Source organism: Pseudomonas sp. lyk4-R2A-10 (assembly GCF_030209075.1).
In the GTDB taxonomy this organism is placed as follows: Bacteria; Pseudomonadota; Gammaproteobacteria; order Pseudomonadales; family Pseudomonadaceae; genus Aquipseudomonas; species Aquipseudomonas glycinae.
In genome coordinates this window covers 565,448-586,585 of sequence record NZ_JARVSR010000002.1, presented here as the reverse complement: position 1 = coordinate 586,585, position 21,138 = coordinate 565,448, and the positions used below count along the sequence as shown (strand labels likewise).

The window sequence follows — 21,138 nt, the reverse complement described above, 5'->3', positions numbered from 1 at the left end:
ATCGACACAATGGGTTGTTCCGGCGCGACGCATTGCATAGGCTTGCGCGATTGTTTGCCCGCGCCTGACGCGAGCCGCCTCGAGGAGACTGAACATGGGCCTGAACAACCAGTGGATGCAACGCGATCTCGCGGTGCTGTGGCATCCCTGTACCCAGATGAAAGACCACGAACAGCTGCCGCTGATCCCGATCAAGCGCGGTGAAGGCGTCTGGCTGGAAGACTTCGAAGGCAAGCGTTATCTGGACGCGGTCAGCTCCTGGTGGGTCAACGTGTTCGGCCACGCCAACCCACGCATCAATCAGCGCATCAAGGATCAGGTCGATCAGCTGGAACACGTGATTCTGGCCGGTTTCAGCCATCAGCCAGTGATCGAGCTGTCCGAACGGCTGGTGAAGATGACGCCGGAAGGCCTGAACCGGGTGTTCTACGCCGATAACGGTTCGTCCTGCATCGAAGTCGCGCTGAAAATGAGCTTTCACTACTGGCTCAACCGCGGCCAGCCGAACAAGAAGCGCTTCGTCACCCTGACCAACAGCTACCACGGCGAAACCATGGCGGCGATGGCGGTCGGTGACGTGCCATTGTTCACCGAAACCTACAAAGCCCTGCTGATGGACACCATCAAGGTGCCGAGCCCGGATTGCTACCTGCGCCCGCAGGGCATGAGCTGGGAAGAGCATTCGCGCAACATGTTCGCGGCCATGGAACAGACGCTGGCGGAAAATCATGACAGCGTCGCGGCCGTGATCGTCGAGCCACTGATCCAGGGCGCCGGCGGCATGCGCATGTACCACCCGGTCTATCTCAAGCTGCTGCGCGAAGCCTGCGACCGTTACGGTGTGCACCTGATCCACGACGAAATCGCCGTCGGCTTCGGCCGCACCGGAACGATGTTCGCCTGCGAACAGGCCGGCATCCGCCCGGACTTCCTGTGCCTGTCGAAAGCCCTGACTGGCGGTTATCTGCCGTTGGCCGCGTGCCTGACCACCGACGAGGTGTACAGCGCGTTCTACGACGATTACCCGACCCTGCGTGCGTTCCTGCATTCGCACAGCTACACCGGCAACCCGCTGGCGTGTGCGGCGGCGTTGGCGACCCTGGATATTTTCGAACAGGACAACGTGATCGAGAACAACCGGGCGCTGGCTCAACGCATGGCCTCGGCGACGGCGCATCTGGTGGATCATGCGAATGTTTCGGAAGTCCGTCAGACCGGCATGGTGCTGGCGATCGAGATGGTCAAGGACAAAGCCACGAAAGAGGCCTATCCGTGGCAGGAACGTCGCGGGTTGAAGGTGTTCCAGCATGCGCTGGAGCGCGGCGCGTTGCTGCGCCCGTTGGGCAGCGTGGTGTATTTCCTGCCGCCGTACGTGATCACCCCGGAGCAGATCGACTTCCTCGCCGAAGTCGCCAGCGAAGGCATCGACATTGCTACCCGCGACAGCGTCAGCGTGGCGGTGCCGAAAGATTTCCATCCCGGGTTCCGCGATCCGGGCTAAGCATCACTCGCCACAACAGCGATCCTGATCCAATTTTCTAGAGAACCACCATGAGACTGTCCCGCTTCTTTATCGACGCCCCGCTCAGCACCGGCGAACACGAACTGCCGGAAGCCCAGGCGCATTACATCAGCCGCGTGCTGCGCATGGCCGAGGGCGATGCGGTGCAGTTGTTCGACGGTTCAGGCCACGAGTTTCGCGGCTCCCTGGTGGAAGTCGGCAAGAAACGCGTGGTGGTGCAGATCGACGAGCAGTTCGCCGGTCAGGTCGAATCGCCGCTGAAGATCCACCTCGGCCAGGGCCTGTCCCGCGGCGAACGGATGGACTGGGCAATCCAGAAAGCCACCGAACTGGGCGTGACTGAAATCACCCCGATCTTCAGCGAGCGCTGCGAAGTCCGGCTCAAGGACGAACGCGCCGACAAACGCCTGCTGCACTGGCGCCAAGTGGCGATCAGCGCTTGCGAGCAATGCGGTCGCTCGCGAGTGCCAGTGATTCATCCACCGGTGCTGCTGGCCGACTGGCTGAAGCAGACCGAAGCCGAACTGAAACTGGTGCTGCACCCGGTGGCCGAGCCGCTGGTCAGCCATGCAAAACCATCGACCCTGGCGTTCCTGATCGGCCCGGAAGGCGGTTTGTCCGACGCCGAAGTCGAGCAAGCCAAGGCCGGCGGCTTCCACGCCGCCCGCCTCGGCCCGCGCGTGCTGCGCACCGAAACTGCGCCGGTTGTGGCGCTGGCGGTGGCGCAGCAACTGTGGGGTGATTTCTAACCCGTCACTGCACCGGATCACTGGTTGGTCTGGCGATGATTGCCTTGAGTTCGCGGGTCATCGGGAACTCAAGGTTCAGGCCCTTCGGCGGGATCGGCTGTTCGAACCACTTGCGGTAGATCCCGTTGATCTCCCCCGAGCTGTACAGGTCGGCCAGCACACCGTTGACCAGCGCGAGAAATTGCGGATCATCCTTGCGCACCATGCAGCTGTAGATTTCCCGCGATTGCTCCTCCCCCACCACGACCCAGTTATGCGGGTCGCGCGCCTTGGCCCGCTCGCCGTAAAGCAGCGCATCGTCCATGTAGAACGCCGCCGCGCGCCCTGATTGCAGCATCTGGAACGCCTCGCCGTGATCCTTGGCGCTGATCACGAACATGTTCAGTTTGTGGTCAAGGTTGTAGCTCTTCAGATAACGCTCGTTGGTGGTGCCGGCGGTGGTCACCACGTTCTTGCCACGCAGGTCATCGAAGCTTTGGATGCCGCTGTCCCTGGCGGTCAGCAACTGCCCTTTGACGTAGATGAAACCGTAGGAGAACGCGACCTGCTTCTGCCGTTCGGCGGTCACCCCGGTGGAGCCGCATTCAAGGTCGACCGTGCCGTTCTGCACCAGGGGAATCCGCGTCTGCGACGTCACCAGGTTGTACTTCACCTTCAGCTCCGGCAACGCCAGTTGCTGCTTGATACGCTCGACGATCTTGTCCGCCAGTTCCACCGAATACCCCATTGGCTGGCCGGTGTGATCGCCCACATACGAGAACGGCACCGACGCATCGCGATAACCCAGGGTGATGCTGTTGGCGCTGGCGACCTTGCCGAGCGTACCGGTCAGCGGCACTTCACTGGCCTGCGCCTGAGCGCCGAAAACCAGCGCCAGAGTGCAGCCGAGCAACGTGATTTTTTGCATTGTTATTCTCCGTTGTGGGTGGGGTGTTTTAGCAGAAACCGTCACGCCGCACGGGGATTGAACCCGTGCAGATCAATGGATGTGCGCTGCTCGCCAATCAGCTCGCTGAGCAACTGCCCGCTGCCGCAGGCCAGGGTGAAACCCAGCGCGCCGTGGCCGAGGTTGAGCCACAGGTTGCGATACGCCGTGGCGCCCAGCAGCGGAACGCCGGTGGGCGTGGCCGGGCGCATGCCGGCCCATTCGACGGCCGCATCGTAGTCGCCTGCGTCGGGAAAGGTGCCGCGGGCCTGACGTTTGATCAGCGCCAGCCGCTCGGGATCCACCGCCGGGTCGAAACCGACGATGTCGACCATCGCCGCCACGCGCAGTTGTTCGCCGATACGCGCGTAGACGATCTTGCGGTCGTAGTCGGTGATGCTCACGTCCGGCGCCCGATGCTCGCTGCCGATCGGCACGGTCAGGCTGTAGCCCTTCAGCGGGTACAACGGCAGGCGCAGGCCGGGCAGCGCCAGCAACGGGCTGCGATGGCCGGCGGCGATCACCAGTTGTTCGACCGGCAGGGTTTCGTCGCCAAGTTCAATGGCCGTGACCGCGCCGTGGTTGTGGCGAATGCCGGTGACTGCCTGCCCAAGGCGAAACTCGCAGCGACCCGACGCCTTCAATCGCGCCGCCAGCTGCTGGCAGAAGCCGTGACAGTCGCCGACTTCTTCATCCGGCGTGTAGATCGCGCCCACAAACGGCGCATCGGCCAGTGCCGGTTCCAGTCGTGCACATTCGGTGGCGGACAACACCTGTTGTTGCTGCGGATCGGCCAGACCGTTGCGTGCATGCTCGAAGCTGGCGGCATTGCGGAAGGTCACCAGTTTGCCGTTGCGCCGCCAGTTGAAACCGACCAGTCCGTCGTCTTCGCGCCAGCGTTTCAGTGTGCTCTGGCTGAACAGCGCCAGACGCAACAGATGCGCGGCGTTTTCGCGGTTGACCGAGGTGCGGCACGCGGCGAGAAACGAGGCCATCCAGCGCCATTGCGCCGGGTCCAGGCGCGGGCGCAGCTTGAGCGGTGAGTCGCCGCGCAGCATCCAGCCGATTGCCTGCAACGGCACGCCGGCATCGGCCAGCGGCGCAACGTAGCGGTAGGACAACTGGCCGCCGTTGGCGAAGCTGGTTTCGCTGCCCAGCGACTGCCGCGCCTCGACCACCGTCACCTCGAAGCCGTCGCGCACCAGCGCCCAGGCCGTTGCCAGCCCGATCACGCCGCCGCCGATGATGCACACACGCTGAGCCATGTCCGTCCTTAATCGTTCTTGAAGATGAGGCCGAGGTTAGGGTGAGGTGACAGGCGCCGAACAATGAATAAAGATGCCAGACCTATAAACAAAGGTTATGGAATCGTCATGCGCCTTCGTCATATCGAGATTTTCCAGGCCATTCGCCAGACGGGCTCGGTCAGCGCCGCTGCGCAGTTGCTGCACGTCTCGCAACCGGCGGTGACCAAGGTGCTGCAGCACGCCGAGCAGCAGCTGGGCTTTCCGTTGTTTCTGCGGGTGCGCGGCAAGTTGCAGGCGACCCCGGAAGCGCTGGAACTGGAGCGCGAAGTCGATAAGGTCACCGAAAGCCTGCAAGGCGTGCGGCGTCTGGCCCAGAGCCTGCGCCGCGCACCCGGTCACAGCCTGCGGATCGGCGCGACCCCGGCGCTTGCGCTGTCGTTGCTGCCGCCGGCGATCCAGCAGTGGACAGCGCAGTTCCCGGACATCGCCTGCGAACTGTCGAGCGCCCACAGCCGCGAGCTGATGCAGAACCTGCTGATGCGCGAAGTGGACGTGGCCCTGACGTTACAGTTGCCGGATCATCCTGGGCTGAAGGCCCAGGCATTGGCCTCGGGGGTTCTGGTGGCATTGGCGCCGAGAGGTTATTGGCCGGAGGAAGATGCCGGTCAGCCGTTGCCGCTGATGGCGTTGGCCGGGGCGCCGCTGATCGGGCTGTCCAGTGCCGATCCGCTGGCCGCCCGCCTCGATAGTTATCTTGAAGCGGTCGAACCGCCGCCGCGTGTGCGGATTGCCGTGCAGACGTATTCGCTGGCGCGGGCGATGGTGGAATCCGGAGCTGGCGTGGCGGTAATCGATCCGTTCACCGCGCTGGGTGCCTCATCGGCCACCACCTCTATCCGCCCTCTCGCCCCGCCGCTACCGATCACGCTGTACGCCGTGACCCGCGCCACTGAACCTTTGCCGCACACCCTGAATGATTTGCTGCAGATCTTCAGTCAGCGCGCCCGGGAACAACTCGACCGACTGATGCGCCCTTAAAGGACATAAAACAGAATCGCCACAAAGTGCAGCAAGCTTCCGGCGATCACGAATAGATGCCAGATCCCGTGGGCATGCCGCAACCGATGGTCGAGGGCAAAAAAGATGATCCCCACGGTGTACAGCACGCCACCCGACGCCAGCCAGGCAAACCCCGCCGTCCCCAGCGCGGCGATCAGCGGCTTGACCGCCACCAGCACGATCCAGCCCATCACCGCGTAGATCACGATCGACAGGATCCGCGCCTCCGAGCGCGGCTTGATCTCTTGCAGGATGCCGATCAGCGCCAGCCCCCAGACGATCCCGAACAGCGTCCAGCCCCACGGCCCGCGCAGCGTCACCAGGCAGAATGGTGTGTAACTGCCGGCGATCAGCAGGTAGATCGAAAAGTGATCGACCTTCTTCATGATCGCTTTCTTGCGCCCGCGCACGCTGTGGTACACGGTGGATGCGCTGTAGAGCACCAGCAACGTAAAAGCATAAATCGCCACGCTGACAATCTTCCACGGGCTGCCGTCGAGGCTGGCAATCACCAGCATCCACACGCCTCCGACAAACGCCGCCACCGCCCCGACCAGATGCGTCCAGGCGTTCAGTTTTTCTCCGTGATACATGTGTCGCACACCTCGATTTCATTTACCGCAGCGCGCAAGGCTCGGGCCTTGAGCGTAAAAGCGCAATGTTTCCGTTCAACACGGGCCTGCACCTGTCCTGATATTTGGGCACAATCGAGCGATACCAAGAAGAGTCCGCGCCATGCTGATCGACGAAGAGTTGACCCTGAAGAAACTCGAGGTGTTCCTCGCCTTCATGCGTACCGGCAACCTCGCCCGCGCCGCCGCCGAGCTGCAGACCAGCAACGTTAGCGTGCACCGCGCGATCCATTCGCTGGAAAGCGCCCTGCGCTGTCCGCTGTTCAAGCACGAAGGGCGCAACCTGACGCCGCTGGAAAGCGCCTACGTGCTCGAGGAGCGGGCGCAGAAGCTGATTCAGGACGTGGTCGAAAGCGTACGCCTGACCCGCGAAGCCGCCGGGTTCTCGGCTGAACGCTTCAAGCTCGGCTCGCTGTATTCGCTGACGGTGAAAACCGTGCCGCAGCTGATCATGGGCCTGAAGATCCGCCGCAGCGAACTCAATATCGACCTGATCCTCGGCTCGAACATCGACCTGCTCTACAAGCTGAAAAACATGGAAGTCGACGCGATCCTGGTGTCGCTGGACGAAACCGTCAACGACCCGGACTGCGAGCAGATTCCGCTGTTTTCCGACGACATCTTCCTCGCCACCCCGGCGGATTCGCGTTTCGCGCAGCGCAGCGAAGTGGACCTGGCCGAGGTGCGCGACGAAACCTTCATCACCCTGACCCAAGGCTTCGCCACTCATCAGGACGGTATTCGGGTGTTCAGGCAGGCGGGGTTCGAGCCGAAGGTGGCGATGCAGGTCAACGACATCTTCACCCTGCTGAGCATGGTCAGCTCCGGGGTCGGTTATGCGTTGCTGCCGGGGAGGATTGCGGCGGTGTACGAGAACCGGGTGAAGCTGATTCCGTTGCAGGAGAAATACCGGTTGCAGCAGCACATCGGGGTGGTGTTTTTGAAGGCTAAAGAGCGGGATCCGAATCTGCTGGCGTTGTTGGCGGAGTGTCGGATGTATGCCAATCGCCAGTCCACCTAACGATCGTTCCCACGCTCAGCGTGGGAACGAGCTTCAGAACCTAGCCAACGATTCCGCGAACAATGAAGAACAGCAGCGAAGGCCCAAGCAGGCAGCCAAGCCCAGTGTGGAAGGTCGCGGTCAACGCCCCATAAGGCACCAACCGCCGATCCGTCGCCGCCAGCCCCGCCGTCACGCCACTCACGGTCCCGGCCAGCCCGCCAAACACCATCGCCGAGCGCGGGTTATCCAGGCCCATCCAGCGCGCCGCCACCGGCGTGCCGACCATCACCAGAATCGCCTTGATCAATCCGGTGGCAATCGACAGCGCCATCACATCCGACGTCGCGCCAATCGCTGCACCAGTCACTGGCCCGACGATGTAAGTCACCGCACCGGCGCCGATGGTGGTCATGCTCACCGCATCGCGATAACCGAACGCGTAGGCCATGCAAGCACCGACAATGAACGGCAGGATCGTGCCCAGCAGCAGCGCAATCACGCCGATCATCCCGGCCTTCTTCGCCTCGGTCGCCTGCACTTCAAACGCCGTGGCAACGATCGCGAAATCCCGCAGCATCGCGCCGCCCATCAGGCCGATGCCGGAGAACAGCGTCAGGTCCGCCAGGCCTTTCTGCCCGCCCGTCATCGTCCCGCCGACCCAGGCCAGCACCAGACCGATGACGATGGCAATCGCCGAGCCGTGAATTCGCCCGAAGGTCAGGCGTTTGGAGAGAATCACCGAGACCCACATGATCACGCCGACGAAGGCAAAGGCAGTGATCAGACCGTTGTGTTCCAGACCTTTTTCAATGAGATCCCACATGTCAGCGACCTCCTACCGGCGTGCCGACCGGGGAGATTTCCGCCGGCTCGTCGGGCAAAGGCTCGCCCTTGTGGGTGCGGCTGATCAGGGCAATGGTGCAGCCACAGACCAGCACCGAACCGATCGCCGCCAGCACCGCCACCGGGCCGCCGTGCAGGGCGGTGACGACGTTCTGTTGCGCGGCCATCGCCACCACCACGGGAATGTACATGGCGCCCCAGAAGCCGACGCCCATCTCACAATCCTTGGTCATGCCGCCGCGTTTCTGCATCCACAACCGCGCGCAGATCAACAGGATCATGGCGATGCCGACCCCGCCGACGTTGGATTTGACGCCCAGAAGAACACCGAGCATGTCACCCATGATCACCCCTGCCAGCGTACAGATCGCCAGCAGCGCCACACCGTAAATAATCATTGTTGTAGTCCTCAAAGTGCATCGTCGAATTGTTTTTGTTGTTCGAAGCCTGAGTCGCAGCGGTCTAGAGTCGGCGGCCCTCCTCTTCACGCAACAGCGCCTGCAAGGTGTCGAGCCGGGCACTGTCGAAGGCAGTGACAGTCCCCTGTTCGAACACCCGGCGCGCCAGCCCGGTCAGCACCGCACCGGGCGGCAGTTCGATCTGTAGACGTACGCCGCGCTCGTAGGCGCTTTGTACGGTGCCGCGCCAGTCCACCACGCGGCACATGTTGAAGGCGAGGTCGTCGCGCAGCGCTTCTACCTGGGTCACAGGCCTGGCGCGACTGCCGCTCAGGTAAGCGATTTTTGGTGATTTCAGTTCAACCCTGGTGAACGCTTCGGCGAGGGTTTGCGCGGGTTCATCCAGCAACGGGCAGTGCGACGGCACGCTGACCGCCAGCCGTTTTGCCAGACCGGCGCCACGAGCGCGTGCCAACTCGGCGACCGCTTGCATCGCCTTGTCGCTGCCGGCAATCACCACCTGGTTATCGGCGTTGATGTTGGCCAGGTATACCGGCGTTTCTGCGCCATGCACCTGCGCCAGCAGCGTTTCGACGGTGGATAATTGCAGGCCGATGATCGCGGTCATGCCGAAGCCCTGTGGATAAGCCTGCTGCATCAGCTCGCCGCGCAGGCTGACCAGATGCAGCGCATCGCTGAAGCTCAAGGCTCCGGCAACCACCGCTGCCGGGTAGGCACCGATGGACAGGCCGGCGACGTAGTCCGCTGTGAGTCCGTCCTGCAACAATCGCCGCGAGGCTGCGACCCCTGCGATCAACAGACAGAGCTGAACCGCCCGCGTGCTGCGCAACGCTTCGCTGGAATCCAACTGCAAGACATCTTCACCGAGGCTGTCGCTGGCCTCGATCAGCGTTTCCCGAGGCAAACGCTGAAGCATGCCGGGCTGTTGCGCGCCCTGACCGGGAAACACCAGCAGACTGCTCACGCTGCCTGCTCCTGCGGGTTCCACGGATCAGACACCAGACAGGCTTCACGGGCATTTTTCAACAGCACCCGCGAAGCGTTCCCGGCCCATTCGCGCAGGGCGACGGCACCGAACGGCGTCTGCAATTGCAGATCGACCCGGCAGATCGCCTGTTCAAAATACGCCACCAGTTTGCGCGCCTGGTTACGGGTGATGAGTTGCGGTGTACGCAGAATCAAGTCGAGATCGCTGCGCTCGTGCATTGCCGTAAATCCACTGGCCAGCTCAAACCCGACACTGCCACTGACACCCCAGGTCCAACCGCAATCATCGAGCACCGGCCGCAATTGCCGCAGCGCCTGCATGACCGGCAGATCACGCGCGCTCTCGACCTGACAAAGCGCTTCCGGGCTGACCCGGCAAGCAATCGAATCGACAGACATAAACGCCGCCAGCCGCTGCTCGCGAAACCGACCGCGCACGCCCACCGCCACGCATCCGTCTTCACTCAACGCCCGCCGCACCACCACCGGTTGCCCGGCAGCCAGCGAATCAATCGCCCACTGCGGCGCATCCGCCGGCAACTGCGCCGGCGTCATGCCCCACAGCAGGTCGTGGGCCAGAGGCGTGTTCACCACTGCGCCCTCAGCAATTCACGCACGCGGCTGGAGGCTTCGCGATTTTTCGCGCCGAGACGATTGCTCAAATCAGTCGCCGCAATATCGCTGATCGCTTGCTTCAAGCATTCGCTGACCCGCGCCTGATCCTCCGCCGTCGGCTGTTCGATCTGCTGCACCGACAGGGTTTCCCAGAGCAATCCGAGGCTGGCGTAGCTGTCGATGTCATAGGCCATCGGCGGCACGCTGGACGCCAGGGCTTCCAGTTCTTCGACGCTGCGCAACGTCACCCGCGCCGCCGACGCCTTGCCCATCGCATGCACCATCACCCCCGGATCACGCAGAGCGATCAAGCGGTTGGCCTGGTAGCCGTGAGCCAGAAACGCCCCGGACATGGCCTTGCCCACCAGCAGCGCAATCACCGGATGCCCGGCCAGACGCGCGCGGGCGTAAGCGTCCGCCGCACCGGCCAGGGCCTGGTGAATGCCGAGGGCTTCTTCGCGGCGACCGTAGGCCTGGCTCGGCACATCGACGATGGCGATCAAGGGACGCTTTTGCGATTTGTCTTGGTCGGCGGTGATCGCGTCATCCACAGCCTTGGCCAGACCCCAGCCTTCGAGCAATCCGACTTCGCCGTTGCGGGCGCGAGGGAAACGGTTTTGCGGATCGGCGACCACCGCGATCAAGCGCCCGAGTGCCCCGTCAGCGACCTTCAGCGATGGCGGCAAACCTTCAACCGCATTCGCACCAGCGCTCAAGGCGTTGAACCAGTTCAAACCGCGCACGGAATAACCACTCATGAGCGCTCTCCTTGATACAGATCGCGAACCACCGAAGGCTCGATTTGCTTGTCAGTGTCCAGGCTCGTCAGGCGTTTCAGGAACCATTCGGCCCGCTGACTGCGCGGTTGCGCCGGCAGGCCCTGGTACAGCAACTCGCCGACCTGCCCGCGAATCTGCGCCACGTCATCGGCGACATAGCGATCCACCAGGCCGCTGGCAAACCGTTGCTCGCCACCGGTCAGGCTCCAGATGAAGGGCCGGTCGCGGGAGTCGTATTCCTCGATCCCGGCTTCCTGCTCGATCACCTGCGGGCCGTTCAGGCCGAGGCGCGCTTCCTGGGTCACCAGCAAATAGCTGCACAGCGCGGCGGCAATCGACATCCCGCCAAAGCAACCGACGCTGCCGGCCACCACGCCGACCACCGGTTGGTACTGCTGCAGATCGACAATCGCCGCGTGGATGTCGGCAATCGCCGCCAAGCCAAGGTTGGCTTCCTGCAAGCGCACGCCGCCGGTTTCCAGCAGCAGGATGGCGCGGGTCGGGATGCCTTCGCGGTTGTCTTCGGCGGCCAGTTCCAGCGCACCGGCGATTTTTGCGCCGCCGACTTCGCCGAGGCTGCCACCCTGAAATGCGCCTTCAATGGCCGCAATCACCACCGGCAAACCGTCGAGGCTGCCCTTGGCGATCACCACGCCGTCATCGGCCTGCGGCACCACGCCCTGACGTTCGAGCCACGGCGACATGACGCGTTGAAACGGGTCGAGCAGTTCGCGGAAGGTGCCGGTGTCGAGCAAGGCTTTCGCCCGCTGCCGTGCGCCGAGTTCGACGAACGAATGTTTGTGTAGAAGCGCTGAGGTGTCAGTCATGGCCGATCTCCTCGAAGCCTTGTTCCAGCCGCAGGCGCACCACGCCCGGGGTCGCGCCGAAGTCGTGGATATCGATGGCCATCGCCGGTGGCGTGGTGCCGTCGAACATCCGCGCAAACAGATGCTGCCAGCGCTGCTCGGCGCCATTGACCGAGGTCTGCACGTTGATCGTCAGCCTACCGGCCAGGCCTGGTTCGATCAGCACTTCCAGATCGCCCGAACCGACACAACCGACCAGCGCCCGACCACGCGGCGGCTGCCCGGCGGGGAATTCAAAGGATAAGGTTTCCATCAAAACGCTCCCTGAAGGATGCCGTCGCGCTCGATTCGATCGAGCAGCAGGCTGGCGGCGAGCAAGTCGGCGGCGCCACCGGGCGAGGCATTCAATGCAATGAGTTGTTGATCGAGTTCGTGCAGGCGACGGCGACCGGTGAGGCTGGCGCTGCCGCCGGCGTCGAGCACCGCCCGGGCGCCGTGCTGCATGGCGTGCAGACCTTGTTCGCCGGCGCGGTACAGGACGCAGGTGTCGGCGAGGTCGGTCATGATTGCGAGCAACGCATCGAGCCGGGCGTTCTGTTCGCCATGGCCGGCAGCGCGGCTGCGCTTGAGTTGCGGCAAGCCACGTTGCACCACCGACGGGAAACCAAGTTGCGCTTCTTCCCGGGCACCGCGAGCGCCGTAGCGTTGGGCGACTTGGGCGCCGTGGCTCAGCGGACGCGGCGCATAACGGTCATCGAGCAATGCCAGACGTGCGGCGCGCAGAGTAACGGCGCCAGCGCTGGTGGACTTGGTATCCAGCGCAGCAGCCGTGACCAGCAGGCCCAACGCCCAGATCGCCCCGCGATGGGTGTTCACGCCATTGGTGGTGGCGAGCATCGCTTGCTCGCCTTCCCGGCCGATGCGGCCGATGGCTTCTCGCAGCGGCAAGCCGATCTCGCCGAACTCAAGCGCGGCTTCGGCCATTTCCTTGAACGCCGGCCACAGCGCAAGCGCCGAGGCGTGCATCAATCCCAAATGCAGATCGGTGTGCGCACCGTTGCCGCGCCGGTCGACCAGCGCCGGTTTCGGCGACAGGTCGGCTTCGTCGATCAGGGCGTCCACGGCCAGATCCGTCAACCGTTCCGCGAGGGTGATGGTTTTGGGTTGCAGGTTGAGTGCGTGCATTACCAACTCCTGAACTTGGCGGGCGGGTTGTAGAGGCCGCCGGACCACTCGACCAGATCGGCCACGCTTTTCGCCGCCAGCAATTCGCGGGTGGCGTCGGTGCGACGGATGCCGAGGTCTTCGGGCAAGGCGATCAGGCCTTCGCGGCGCATGCGTTCGGTGTGTTTCGGGTTGTGCCGCAGGCCGATGGCGGTGACGCCGGCGACCGCAGCGATCATCGCCTGACGCTCTTCCAGCGAGCGCGCCTTGTACAGGTAGGCGATGCCTTCCTCGGTGAGCAGGTGAGTGACGTCGTCGCCGTAAATCATGATCGGCGCCAGTGGCATGCCGCTTTTCTTCGCCACCTCAACCGCGTCGAGGGTTTCGACGAAGGTCGGTTTGCCGCCCTCCTGGAACGTCTCGACCATCTGCACCACAAGTTTCTTGCCGCGTTCGAGCATCGGTTGCTGCGAGTCGTCGTGGCGCATGTCGAGCCACGCCGGGGTGCCGTGACGGCGACCGCGCGGATCGTGACCCATGTTCGGTGCGCCACCGAAACCGGCGAGGCGGCCTCGGGTGACGGTGGAGGAATGGCCGTCGCCATCGACCTGCAGGGTCGCGCCGATGAACAGGTCCACCGCGTACTGCCCGGCCAGTTGGCAGAACATCCGGTTGGAACGCAGCGAGCCGTCGCGGCCGGTGAAGAACACATCGGGCCGGGCGGCGATGTAGTTTTCCATGCCCAGTTCGGTGCCAAAGCAATGCACGCTTTCGACCCAGCCGCTTTCAATCGCCGGGATCAACGTCGGGTGCGGGTTGAGCGTCCAGTTGCGGCAGATCTTGCCCTTGAGGCCGAGGGATTCGCCGTAGGTCGGCAGGATCAGTTCGATGGCGGCGGTGTTGAAACCGATGCCGTGGTTCAGCGACTGCACGTTGTGTTTTTCGTAGATCCCGCGGATCGCCATCATCGCCATCAGCACGTGCACAGGCTTGATGTGCCGGGGGTCGCGCGTGAACAGCGGTTCGATGTAGAACGGCTTGTCCGCCACCACCACGAAATCCACCCACGATGCCGGAATATCCACACGAGGCAGTTCGCTGACGTCGTCCACCAGTTGATTGACCTGGACGATGACGATGCCGTCGCTGAACGCTGCCGGCTCAATCAGCGCCGGGGTGTCTTCGGTGCTCGGGCCGGTGTATATGTTGCCGGCACGGTCGGCCATGAACCCGGCCGAGAGCACGACGTTGGGGATCAGGTCCACCACCAGCCGGGCGTAGAGTTCGATGTAGGTGTGGATCGCGCCGATCTCCAGTAGACCGTCTTCGAGCAACTGGCTGATGCGCAGGCTCTGGGTACCGGCGAAGGAGAAATCGAGCTTGCGGGCGATGCCGCGTTCGAACAGGTCCAGATGCTCGGAGCGACCGACGCTGGGCATGATCATGTGCAGGTCGTGGAGCTTTTCCGGATCGGCCTTGGCCAGGGCGCGGGAAAGGAAATCCGCCTGCTTCTGGTTATTGCCCTCCAGCACCACACGGTCGCCCGGATGGATCAGCGCTTCGAGTGCCGCGACGATTTTGTCGGTAGGCAACACCGCACCGTCGGCCAGCCCGCGCACCTTGTCGAGGCGCCGCTGCTTCTCGTCACGCCGCCGCGTCCAGCGCGAGTCGGGGGAAATGGTTGTTGTCATGCTCACTCCACGGGGTTCGCTGTTGTGGAGCTACCTTAGGAGTGTCGGGTGGGGGCATCAATCAAGCGCGGTGGTGAATCATTACGGTCAGCGTAATGATCAAGAGCTGCCCTCACCCTAGCCCTCTCCCGGAGGGAGAGGGGACTGACCGTGGGATCTTAGCGAGATGCACCGAAATGAACGATTTGCTCTGAATCCATAATCAACTCGGTGGCTCAGGTCGATGGATGATCCAAGACACCTCGGTCGGCCCCCTCTCCCTCCGGGAGAGGGCTGGGGTGAGGGGGAAACGGGGCAACTCAAAATTCAAGCGAACTCAAACCAGCCCCGCATCCACCAACAACGTCTCCAATGCCAACAAATCCGGCACCTTCGCCACCTGCTCCCCGACCTGCACCGCCGCCTGCTCCAGCGCACACAGCGGCACGTCGACATAACTCAACTGGCTGTCGAGCTTGTACGAGCGCGGAATCCCCTGCACCAGCAGCGCGATGAACTTCAACTCAGCCCGCCCGCCGAGGGCATTGAGGATGACGATCCGTGCCCGCTCGCCGATGACGATCTTGTTGCCGCACGCCGACTCGAAACTCAGCAGCGGAATCTGCCGCTCGCGCCAGGTCACCCGACCGAGATACCACGGCGGTGTATCGAGATCGAAGGCGCTCGACTGGTAGTCGATCAGCTCGGCGACGGCGACGTTGGGCAGGATCAGGTTGCGATCCGCCAGCGGCAGCAGCAGCCCGGTGAGCTGACTGGCGCGTTGATTGTGCTGGCGTTCATGCATGTTTTTTGCTCCACAGGGCGATGCTTTCGAGCAGCACCGATTCCTGGTACGGCTTGCCGAGGTAGTCGTTGACGCCGATGGCCATCGCGCGGTCGCGATGTTTCTGGCCGGTGCGCGAGGTGATCATGATGATCGGCAGGTGTTGCAGGCGTTCGTCGTGGCGCACCTGGGTCGCCACTTCGAAGCCGTCCATGCGCGGCATTTCGATGTCGAGCAGCATCAGGTCCGGCATGTGTTCTTCCAGCAGCAGCATCGCATCGACCCCGTCCTTGGCGGTCAGCACGTTCATGCCGTGGCGTTCGAGCAGACGGCTGGTGACCTTGCGCACCGTCACCGAATCGTCGACCACCATCACCAGCAACGGCTTGTGCGGTTCGCTCTCGATATCATGACTGGCCGGACGCTGCGGCAACCGCGCCTGCATCGCGCGGATCGGCGCCAGCAGGTCGAGAATCAGCACCACCCGGCCATCGCCGAGGATCGTCGCCCCGGACACGCCCTGCACCGACGCGAACTGCGGACCGAGGCTCTTGACCACGATCTCGCGGGTGCCGGCCATCGTGTCGACCTGCACCGCGATGTGCCGGTCGTTGCACTGCACCAGCAAGACCGGCACCGGCAGGCTCTGGCCTGACAGTTTTGGCCGTGGCGCGGTTTTCAGCAGCTCGCCCAGGTAGCACAGTTCATAACGCTGGCCGCCGTATTGATAACTCGGCGGATCGAGACGGAAATGCCCGTCCAGTTCATTCGGCAGCACGCGGACGATGCCGTCGATGGTGTTCAGCGGAATCGCGTATTGATCCTCACCGCACTGCACCATCAACGCACGGTTGACCGACACGGTGAACGGCAGGCGAATGCGGAAGTGCACGCCCTGCCCCGGCACCGAATCGATGCTCATGCTGCCGCCCAGTTGCCGGACTTCTTCGTGCACCACGTCCATGCCCACGCCGCGCCCGGAAATCTGGGTGATTTTCTCGGCCGTGGAAAAACCTGGCTGGAGGATGAACTGCAACACCTCGCGGTCGCTGATCTCGGCGTCCGGCGCCAGCAGACCGCGCTTGATCGCTTTGTGCCGCACGGCGTCCAGCGGCACGCCGGCGCCATCGTCGCGGATGTCGAACACGATGTCGCCGCCCTCGCGGGACAGGTCGAGGCTGATCTGCCCTTGCGCCGGTTTGCCCGCCGCCAACCGGACTTCGGCGGACTCCAGACCATGGTCGACGGCATTACGCAACATGTGCTCCAGCGGTGCGGCCATGCGTTCGAGGACATTGCGGTCCATCTCGCCTTCGGCGTTGCCGACGCTGAACGCCACGTCCTTGCCCAGTTCTTCCGCGACCTGGCGCACGATGCGCTTCAGACGCGGCAACATGCGCTCGAACGGCACCATGCGCGTGCGCATCAGGCCTTCCTGCAACTCGGTGTTGATCCGCCCCTGCTGCTGCAACAGGTTCTCGGCGTCGTGGGTGCTCCGGTCGAGGGTTTCCTTCAAGTCCAGCAAGTCGGAAGCGGACTCGAACAGCGCTCGTGACAGTTGCTGCAACTGCGAATGACGGTCCATTTCCAGCGGGTCGAAATCTTCGTAGCCGAGGCGCTCGGCATCCACTTGCTGACGGCTGAGGATCCGCCCCTGGGTTTCGGTGTCGAGCCGGCGCAACTGGTCGCGCATGCGTTCGATGGTGGTTTCCATCTCGTGCAGGGCGGTCTGCGCATCGCTGACCTGCTGCTCGATGCGCCCACGGAAAATCGAGGTTTCGCCGGCAAGGTTGACCAGTTCATCCAGCAGCTCGGCGGAGACCTTGACCATGTCCGCCCCGGCCTCGGGCGCCGGGGCGGCAGGCTCGGCCTTGACCGCAACCGGCGGCACGGGCGCCGGGGTCTGCACAACCAGCGGATGGCTGAAATTCTGGATCGCGCTGATCAGCCGATCCGCCGGAGGACACGGCTGGCCGGCGCGCACCGCGTCGAGCATCTGCGCCAAGCGGTCCTGGCCGCGTTGCAACAACGCAAACAGTTCGGCGCTGCCTTGCAGGGTGCCGGCAGACAGACTTTCGTACAGGTTTTCCAGCTCATGAGCGAGGTCGCCGATCGGGCCGATTTCCACCATCCGCGCACCGCCCTTGAGGGTGTGCAGGTCGCGCAGCAGGGTTTCCACTTCCTGGCGATTGCCGGGTTCGGCCTGCCAGCGCAGCAGCGCGGCGCCGGAGTTTTCGATGATGTCGAAACCTTCTTCGAGGAAGATTTCCAGCAGCTCCGGATCGTGTCCGGGACCGTCCTGCGTGACGGAAGCTGTCGGTGTTTCGGGACTGGCGCTCGGGCCCTGGCGAAAGCGGCGGATCGCTTCGATCAGGTCCTGCGCCGGATCCAGCGTCTGGTGCCGGTGCAATTGTTCGAGGAACTGCGCCAGACGCTCGTGGCTCTGGCGCAACAACCGCCCCAGAGCTTCGCTCTGGCTGTAACGACGATCCACCAGTCCTTGATAAAGACCTTCCAGCTCATGGGCCAGATCGCCGACCGCTGCAACCTCGGCCATCCGCGCGCCGCCCTTGAGCGTGTGCAGGTCCCGTTGCAGCGACGACAGCGGTGCGCCGTTCTCAGGATCTTTCAGCCAGCGCTGCAAGGCTTGCCCGGCGCTGTCGAGAATGTCCACCGCCTCTTCTAGAAAGATCTCGACGATCTCGTCGTCCGGCCCGCTGTCGGCGCTGTGTTGTTGCAGTTCGGCGGTGGCGCTGCCCAGTTCACGGATGCTCAGGGTGCGGCTGCCGTCGCTGCGGATCAGGCCCATGGAGGACGGATCGAGGCTCTCGTCGAGCAGTTCGTGCAAGGCTCGGATGCGCTGCGGTTGCGGGGTGATTTCCTGGCCGGCGGCCAGTTCGTCGAGCATGTTGATCAGCGCTTCGTGGGCCTGCTGCGCTTCATGGAAAAACCGCTCGCTGACCGCCAGGCTGCTTTCTTCGACCGCGCCGTACAGATCGAGCAAGGCTTCACACAGCACATCCACCGGCAGCAGATCCGCCAGGTGTGCGGCTTCGCCCAGGGTAGTCAGCTCATCCAGCAGCGCGCTGAGTTCCTGACGTTCGCCGGGGTGCTGCTGCCAGCGCTGCAAGAGGTTTTCGGCGTCGAGCAGGATGTCCATGCCCTGGGCCAGAAAGTTGTTGATCAGTTGCGGATCGCGTTTGACCCGCACCGCACTGCTCGGGGCATTGAGGATCGATTCCAGACGCTCGCCGAGCAGGGTTTCGGTGCGTTTGATCAGTGACTGCGCACCGACAATCGGCGCCAGTGGATCGTGTTTGAGCTGACGCAGACCGACACGGAACAGGCCCTCGGCTTCGAGCAGCAGTTCCACTTCATCCAGGTCCAGCGCCAGTTGGTGGGCCTTGAATTCCCGGGCCAGTTTATCCAGCGGCGCCGCCAGTTCGGCAATCGGCGAAACTCCTGCCATCGAGGCGCTGCCCTTGAGGGTGTGCAGCGCGCGCTGCAACTCGTCGCTGGCCTGCAACGGCACATGCTCGGCGGCCTGATCGAGAAAACGATTGAGGCTGGCGAGGTGGGTTTCGGCTTCGTTGCGGAAAATCTCCAGCAACAGCGGATCGAGGGCCGCGACATCTTCCACGTCTTCGGCCGGCAGCGGTGTGTCGCCCTTGGCCAGCGCATGGGCGCGGGCCGCCAGTTGATCGACATCGTGGCGCTGACGCTGGCCGTTGGTGGCGAATTCGGCGATCAGGTCCGGCAACAACAGCAGTGTGTCGGCCAGCAACTGGCGCACCGCCGGGCCGGGCTCGACACTGTTTTCCAGCACACGGTTGAGCAGGTTTTCCACCGCCCAGGCCAGCTCGCCGAGGACCAACGCCCGCACCATCCGGCCGCTGCCCTTGAGGGTGTGGAAGGCGCGGCGCAGCTCACTGAGGGCGGCGCGGTCATCAGGCTCGGCAGACCAGCGCGGCAGGTATTCGCTCAGCACCTCGAGCACTTCACCGGTCTCTTCCAGGAACACTTCACGCAGCTCGTCGTCCACCGGTTCTTCATCGGCCGGTGGCGGCAGCAGGCTGCCCGGCGTGGTCTGCGCCGGCGGGTTGACCGCTGACACCGGACTGGCCAGCACTTCGGCCAACGACTGCACGATCTGCGGGTCGTCCAGCTCCTGCAAATCCTGCATCACCAGCGCTTCGCTGGGGCTGAGCACATCATCGAGCACCGGCACATGCGGCTCGCCGGGCTCTTCATCAGGAAAGAAACCGAGACTGGCGAGGCTTTTCTGCGCGATATCCAGCAAGTGCTCGCTGGGTGCCTGCGGGTCGTCGCTCAGGCGCTCGAGGTAGTACTCGAGGCTGGTGATGGCGTCGGCGAGGCTGTCGAGTTGCTGCCAGCCCGGCTCGTGAGGGTCGAGCAACAGATGCTCGCGGATAAATCCATTGCAGGCTTCGAGCAGGCTGGCCGCGCGTGCCAGCGGAATCATCGCCAGCGCGCCGCGCACCTGGGTCAGCAGCGCCGGCAGGCTTTGCAGTTGCTGGCGATCCCAGTCGGCGTCGATGTAATCGACGATCATGTCCTTGGCCTGTTGCAGACAGATACGTGCTTCCTTGATCACGATCTGATGGATCTGCGTCAGGTCGGTGGTTGGCAGGCGCGAGTCTTCCGGGCTCTCCGGTTCCACCGTGCCGACCATTCCGGCCAGGGTCGCTTCGACGTAAAGCAAGGCACCGGCGACGTCCATCAGCGTGGCGTCGTTCGGTTCGCGCTGGCCTTGCGCGAGGCTGAGCACCACCGCCAGTTGATCGATGATCACCTTGCGCGGCTGGCCGAAACCGAGCACCGCCAGGGTGTCGGCGATCTGCCGCAGTGGCGCCAGCAGGCTGTCCAGATCCGAGGCGTGCTGACGGTCGCTGCGCACGAACAGGTCGAGACGTTCCTTGACCCGCACCAGTTCTTCGCACAGCGCCGCGAGCACCGAGCGCATGGCATCGCGGTCGGGGCCGGCCAGGCGGGCGCGTTCTTCGTCGACCATCGCGCTGTCGGGCAGCGCGTCGTCCAGAGAGTAGCGATCTTTCATGGTCAGCATCTGCCCGGTGGGATGTTCGGCTTTGGCGATATAAAACAGCAGGCTTTTCAGCAGTTCAGGCGGTGGCGGCTGGTTGAGGCCGGGCATGCCCTGTTCGAGCAGGCGCTTGAGTTCCTTGTCGGCGTCCTTGAACAGGCTGCGCAGGGCCGGGCTGTTGGCGATTCGCCCTTCGCGCATGCCCTCGACCAGCGCCGAGGCGACCTGCCACAACGGGCTCAGCGGCGAGTTACCGCTGATTGCTTCAAGCCGGGTAAAGACTTTGGCCAGATAAGCGAGATGCGTCTGGTCATCCTGCTCGCGGAGCAGTCCGACCAGCGCCATTTGCAGCATCTGGCGCAATTTGCGCAGCACGTTCGGCAGCTCCGCCGGCTCCAACAGTGCCAGAGTTTCCTCGCCCAACGGCGCCAGTTCGGGCAACTGCGGGCTGAACAGGCTGGTTTCCGACAACCGGCTTTCGCCTCGGGCACTGCGCAAGTCGTTGATCAGCGGCAGCACCACCAGCGGCAGGTCGCGGCGGGCGCCCTGCACGCGGTCGAGGTAGATCGGCAATTGGCCCAGCGCCTGCAACAGCAAGTGCAGCGCTTCGTCGCGGTGGCTGACGCGGTCATTCTGCAACGCTTCGACCAGGTGTTCCATTTCTTCGGCGAGCAATGCCGCGCCGTAGAACTCGACCATCTGCAGGCTGCCGTGTACCTGATGGATGCAGGCCAAGCATTCGTCCAGCCCGGGCACCGACTGCGGATCGTCGAGCACGGCTTCGATGGCCTGATGCGCCTGCCTCAGCGTCTCGGCTATTTCACCCTTGACCCATTCGAGGGCCACGTAGTCGTGCCGGTCACCCATAACCA

18 protein-coding genes are annotated in these 21,138 nt (G+C 63.8%); 4 read left to right on the top strand and 14 right to left on the bottom strand.

From position 1 onward, the window contains the following. Nucleotides 1-94: 94 nt before the first annotated feature. On the top strand, nt 95-1,501 hold the full coding sequence (locus QRN46_RS05040; protein ID WP_011336346.1) for an adenosylmethionine--8-amino-7-oxononanoate transaminase: 1,407 nt from the start codon (nt 95-97) through the stop codon (nt 1,499-1,501). A gap of 50 nt (nt 1,502-1,551) precedes the next feature. Then, on the top strand, nt 1,552-2,271 hold the full coding sequence (locus QRN46_RS05035; RefSeq protein WP_011336347.1) for a 16S rRNA (uracil(1498)-N(3))-methyltransferase: 720 nt from the start codon (nt 1,552-1,554) through the stop codon (nt 2,269-2,271). A gap of 4 nt (nt 2,272-2,275) precedes the next feature. Here the strand turns inward: QRN46_RS05035 and QRN46_RS05030 are convergent, their stop codons facing one another. Together QRN46_RS05030 and QRN46_RS05025 are read right to left on the bottom strand one after the other, a co-directional pair. After that, nucleotides 2,276-3,178 (bottom strand): transporter substrate-binding domain-containing protein, encoded by a 903-nt coding sequence (locus QRN46_RS05030; RefSeq protein WP_011336348.1) that lies wholly within the window; start codon nt 3,176-3,178, stop codon nt 2,276-2,278. 41 nt (nt 3,179-3,219) lie between these two features. Next, nucleotides 3,220-4,461, bottom strand: coding sequence for a D-amino acid dehydrogenase (locus QRN46_RS05025; protein ID WP_011336349.1), 1,242 nt, complete (start codon nt 4,459-4,461; stop codon nt 3,220-3,222). A 108-nt stretch (nt 4,462-4,569) separates the two neighbouring features. Between QRN46_RS05025 and QRN46_RS05020 the strand changes: the two genes are divergently transcribed. After that, a complete protein-coding gene (locus tag QRN46_RS05020; protein ID WP_011336350.1) occupies nt 4,570-5,481 on the top strand; it encodes a LysR family transcriptional regulator in 912 nt (303 codons plus the stop codon). Here the strand turns inward: QRN46_RS05020 and trhA are convergent. Then, nucleotides 5,478-6,095, bottom strand: coding sequence for a PAQR family membrane homeostasis protein TrhA (gene trhA / locus QRN46_RS05015; RefSeq protein WP_011336351.1), 618 nt, complete (start codon nt 6,093-6,095; stop codon nt 5,478-5,480). The two genes, QRN46_RS05020 and trhA, sit on opposite strands and share 4 nt — an antisense overlap. Before the next feature lie 142 nt (nt 6,096-6,237). On the opposite strand from trhA, the gene QRN46_RS05010 reads away from it, so the two are divergent. Then, the gene (locus tag QRN46_RS05010) at nt 6,238-7,155 is read left to right on the top strand and encodes a LysR family transcriptional regulator (protein WP_011336352.1); all 918 of its coding nucleotides are present in this window, start codon (nt 6,238-6,240) and stop codon (nt 7,153-7,155) included. Nucleotides 7,156-7,195: 40 nt separating this feature from the next. Here QRN46_RS05010 and madM read toward each other — a convergent pair whose 3' ends face one another. The 11 genes from madM to QRN46_RS04955 form a co-directional block, all read right to left on the bottom strand. Next, nucleotides 7,196-7,960, bottom strand: a complete 765-nt coding sequence (madM, locus tag QRN46_RS05005; protein WP_007953314.1) for a malonate transporter subunit MadM — start codon at nt 7,958-7,960, stop codon at nt 7,196-7,198. Between the two features lies 1 nt (nt 7,961). Then, entirely contained in the window at nt 7,962-8,378 is a 417-nt protein-coding gene (madL, locus tag QRN46_RS05000; RefSeq protein ID WP_064380127.1) for a malonate transporter subunit MadL, read from the bottom strand. Nucleotides 8,379-8,442: 64 nt separating this feature from the next. Continuing rightward, complete coding sequence (gene mdcH / locus QRN46_RS04995; RefSeq protein WP_285354354.1) at nt 8,443-9,363, bottom strand: malonate decarboxylase subunit epsilon; 921 nt, start codon at nt 9,361-9,363, stop codon at nt 8,443-8,445. Continuing rightward, a complete protein-coding gene (locus tag QRN46_RS04990) occupies nt 9,360-9,980 on the bottom strand; it encodes a malonate decarboxylase holo-ACP synthase (protein WP_011336355.1) in 621 nt (206 codons plus the stop codon). Before QRN46_RS04990 ends, mdcH begins: the two co-directional genes overlap by 4 nt. Then, the gene (gene mdcE / locus QRN46_RS04985) at nt 9,974-10,759 is read right to left on the bottom strand and encodes a biotin-independent malonate decarboxylase subunit gamma (protein ID WP_011336356.1); all 786 of its coding nucleotides are present in this window, start codon (nt 10,757-10,759) and stop codon (nt 9,974-9,976) included. The genes QRN46_RS04990 and mdcE overlap by 7 nt, the downstream gene beginning before the upstream one ends. Next, the gene (locus QRN46_RS04980; RefSeq protein WP_221615969.1) at nt 10,756-11,607 is read right to left on the bottom strand and encodes a biotin-independent malonate decarboxylase subunit beta; all 852 of its coding nucleotides are present in this window, start codon (nt 11,605-11,607) and stop codon (nt 10,756-10,758) included. Before QRN46_RS04980 ends, mdcE begins: the two co-directional genes overlap by 4 nt. Further along, the gene (locus QRN46_RS04975) at nt 11,600-11,899 is read right to left on the bottom strand and encodes a malonate decarboxylase subunit delta (RefSeq protein WP_011336358.1); all 300 of its coding nucleotides are present in this window, start codon (nt 11,897-11,899) and stop codon (nt 11,600-11,602) included. Before QRN46_RS04975 ends, QRN46_RS04980 begins: the two co-directional genes overlap by 8 nt. Beyond that, entirely contained in the window at nt 11,899-12,771 is an 873-nt protein-coding gene (locus tag QRN46_RS04970) for a triphosphoribosyl-dephospho-CoA synthase (protein ID WP_285354353.1), read from the bottom strand. Before QRN46_RS04970 ends, QRN46_RS04975 begins: the two co-directional genes overlap by 1 nt. After that, entirely contained in the window at nt 12,771-14,441 is a 1,671-nt protein-coding gene (gene mdcA / locus QRN46_RS04965) for a malonate decarboxylase subunit alpha (protein ID WP_285354352.1), read from the bottom strand. Before mdcA ends, QRN46_RS04970 begins: the two co-directional genes overlap by 1 nt. Before the next feature lie 316 nt (nt 14,442-14,757). Continuing rightward, a complete protein-coding gene (locus tag QRN46_RS04960) occupies nt 14,758-15,225 on the bottom strand; it encodes a chemotaxis protein CheW (RefSeq protein WP_221615967.1) in 468 nt (155 codons plus the stop codon). Beyond that, the gene (locus QRN46_RS04955) at nt 15,218-21,133 is read right to left on the bottom strand and encodes an Hpt domain-containing protein (RefSeq protein WP_285354351.1); all 5,916 of its coding nucleotides are present in this window, start codon (nt 21,131-21,133) and stop codon (nt 15,218-15,220) included. Before QRN46_RS04955 ends, QRN46_RS04960 begins: the two co-directional genes overlap by 8 nt. Nucleotides 21,134-21,138: the final 5 nt, after the last annotated feature.

What these genes read in the sequence shown, in the direction of transcription:
- QRN46_RS05040 (WP_011336346.1), top strand. Translation starts at nt 95, where the DNA reads ATGGGCCTGAACAACCAGTGGATGCAACGCGATCTCGCGGTGCTGTGG.
- QRN46_RS05035 (WP_011336347.1), top strand. Translation starts at nt 1,552, where the DNA reads ATGAGACTGTCCCGCTTCTTTATCGACGCCCCGCTCAGCACCGGCGAA.
- QRN46_RS05030 (WP_011336348.1), bottom strand. Translation starts at nt 3,178, where the DNA reads ATGCAAAAAATCACGTTGCTCGGCTGCACTCTGGCGCTGGTTTTCGGC.
- QRN46_RS05025 (WP_011336349.1), bottom strand. Translation starts at nt 4,461, where the DNA reads ATGGCTCAGCGTGTGTGCATCATCGGCGGCGGCGTGATCGGGCTGGCA.
- QRN46_RS05020 (WP_011336350.1), top strand. Translation starts at nt 4,570, where the DNA reads ATGCGCCTTCGTCATATCGAGATTTTCCAGGCCATTCGCCAGACGGGC.
- trhA (WP_011336351.1), bottom strand. Translation starts at nt 6,095, where the DNA reads ATGTATCACGGAGAAAAACTGAACGCCTGGACGCATCTGGTCGGGGCG.
- QRN46_RS05010 (WP_011336352.1), top strand. Translation starts at nt 6,238, where the DNA reads ATGCTGATCGACGAAGAGTTGACCCTGAAGAAACTCGAGGTGTTCCTC.
- madM (WP_007953314.1), bottom strand. Translation starts at nt 7,960, where the DNA reads ATGTGGGATCTCATTGAAAAAGGTCTGGAACACAACGGTCTGATCACT.
- madL (WP_064380127.1), bottom strand. Translation starts at nt 8,378, where the DNA reads ATGATTATTTACGGTGTGGCGCTGCTGGCGATCTGTACGCTGGCAGGG.
- mdcE (WP_011336356.1), bottom strand. Translation starts at nt 10,759, where the DNA reads ATGAGTGGTTATTCCGTGCGCGGTTTGAACTGGTTCAACGCCTTGAGC.
- QRN46_RS04980 (WP_221615969.1), bottom strand. Translation starts at nt 11,607, where the DNA reads ATGACTGACACCTCAGCGCTTCTACACAAACATTCGTTCGTCGAACTC.
- QRN46_RS04975 (WP_011336358.1), bottom strand. Translation starts at nt 11,899, where the DNA reads ATGGAAACCTTATCCTTTGAATTCCCCGCCGGGCAGCCGCCGCGTGGT.
- QRN46_RS04970 (WP_285354353.1), bottom strand. Translation starts at nt 12,771, where the DNA reads ATGCACGCACTCAACCTGCAACCCAAAACCATCACCCTCGCGGAACGG.
- mdcA (WP_285354352.1), bottom strand. Translation starts at nt 14,441, where the DNA reads ATGACAACAACCATTTCCCCCGACTCGCGCTGGACGCGGCGGCGTGAC.
- QRN46_RS04960 (WP_221615967.1), bottom strand. Translation starts at nt 15,225, where the DNA reads ATGCATGAACGCCAGCACAATCAACGCGCCAGTCAGCTCACCGGGCTG.
- QRN46_RS04955 (WP_285354351.1), bottom strand. Translation starts at nt 21,133, where the DNA reads ATGGGTGACCGGCACGACTACGTGGCCCTCGAATGGGTCAAGGGTGAA.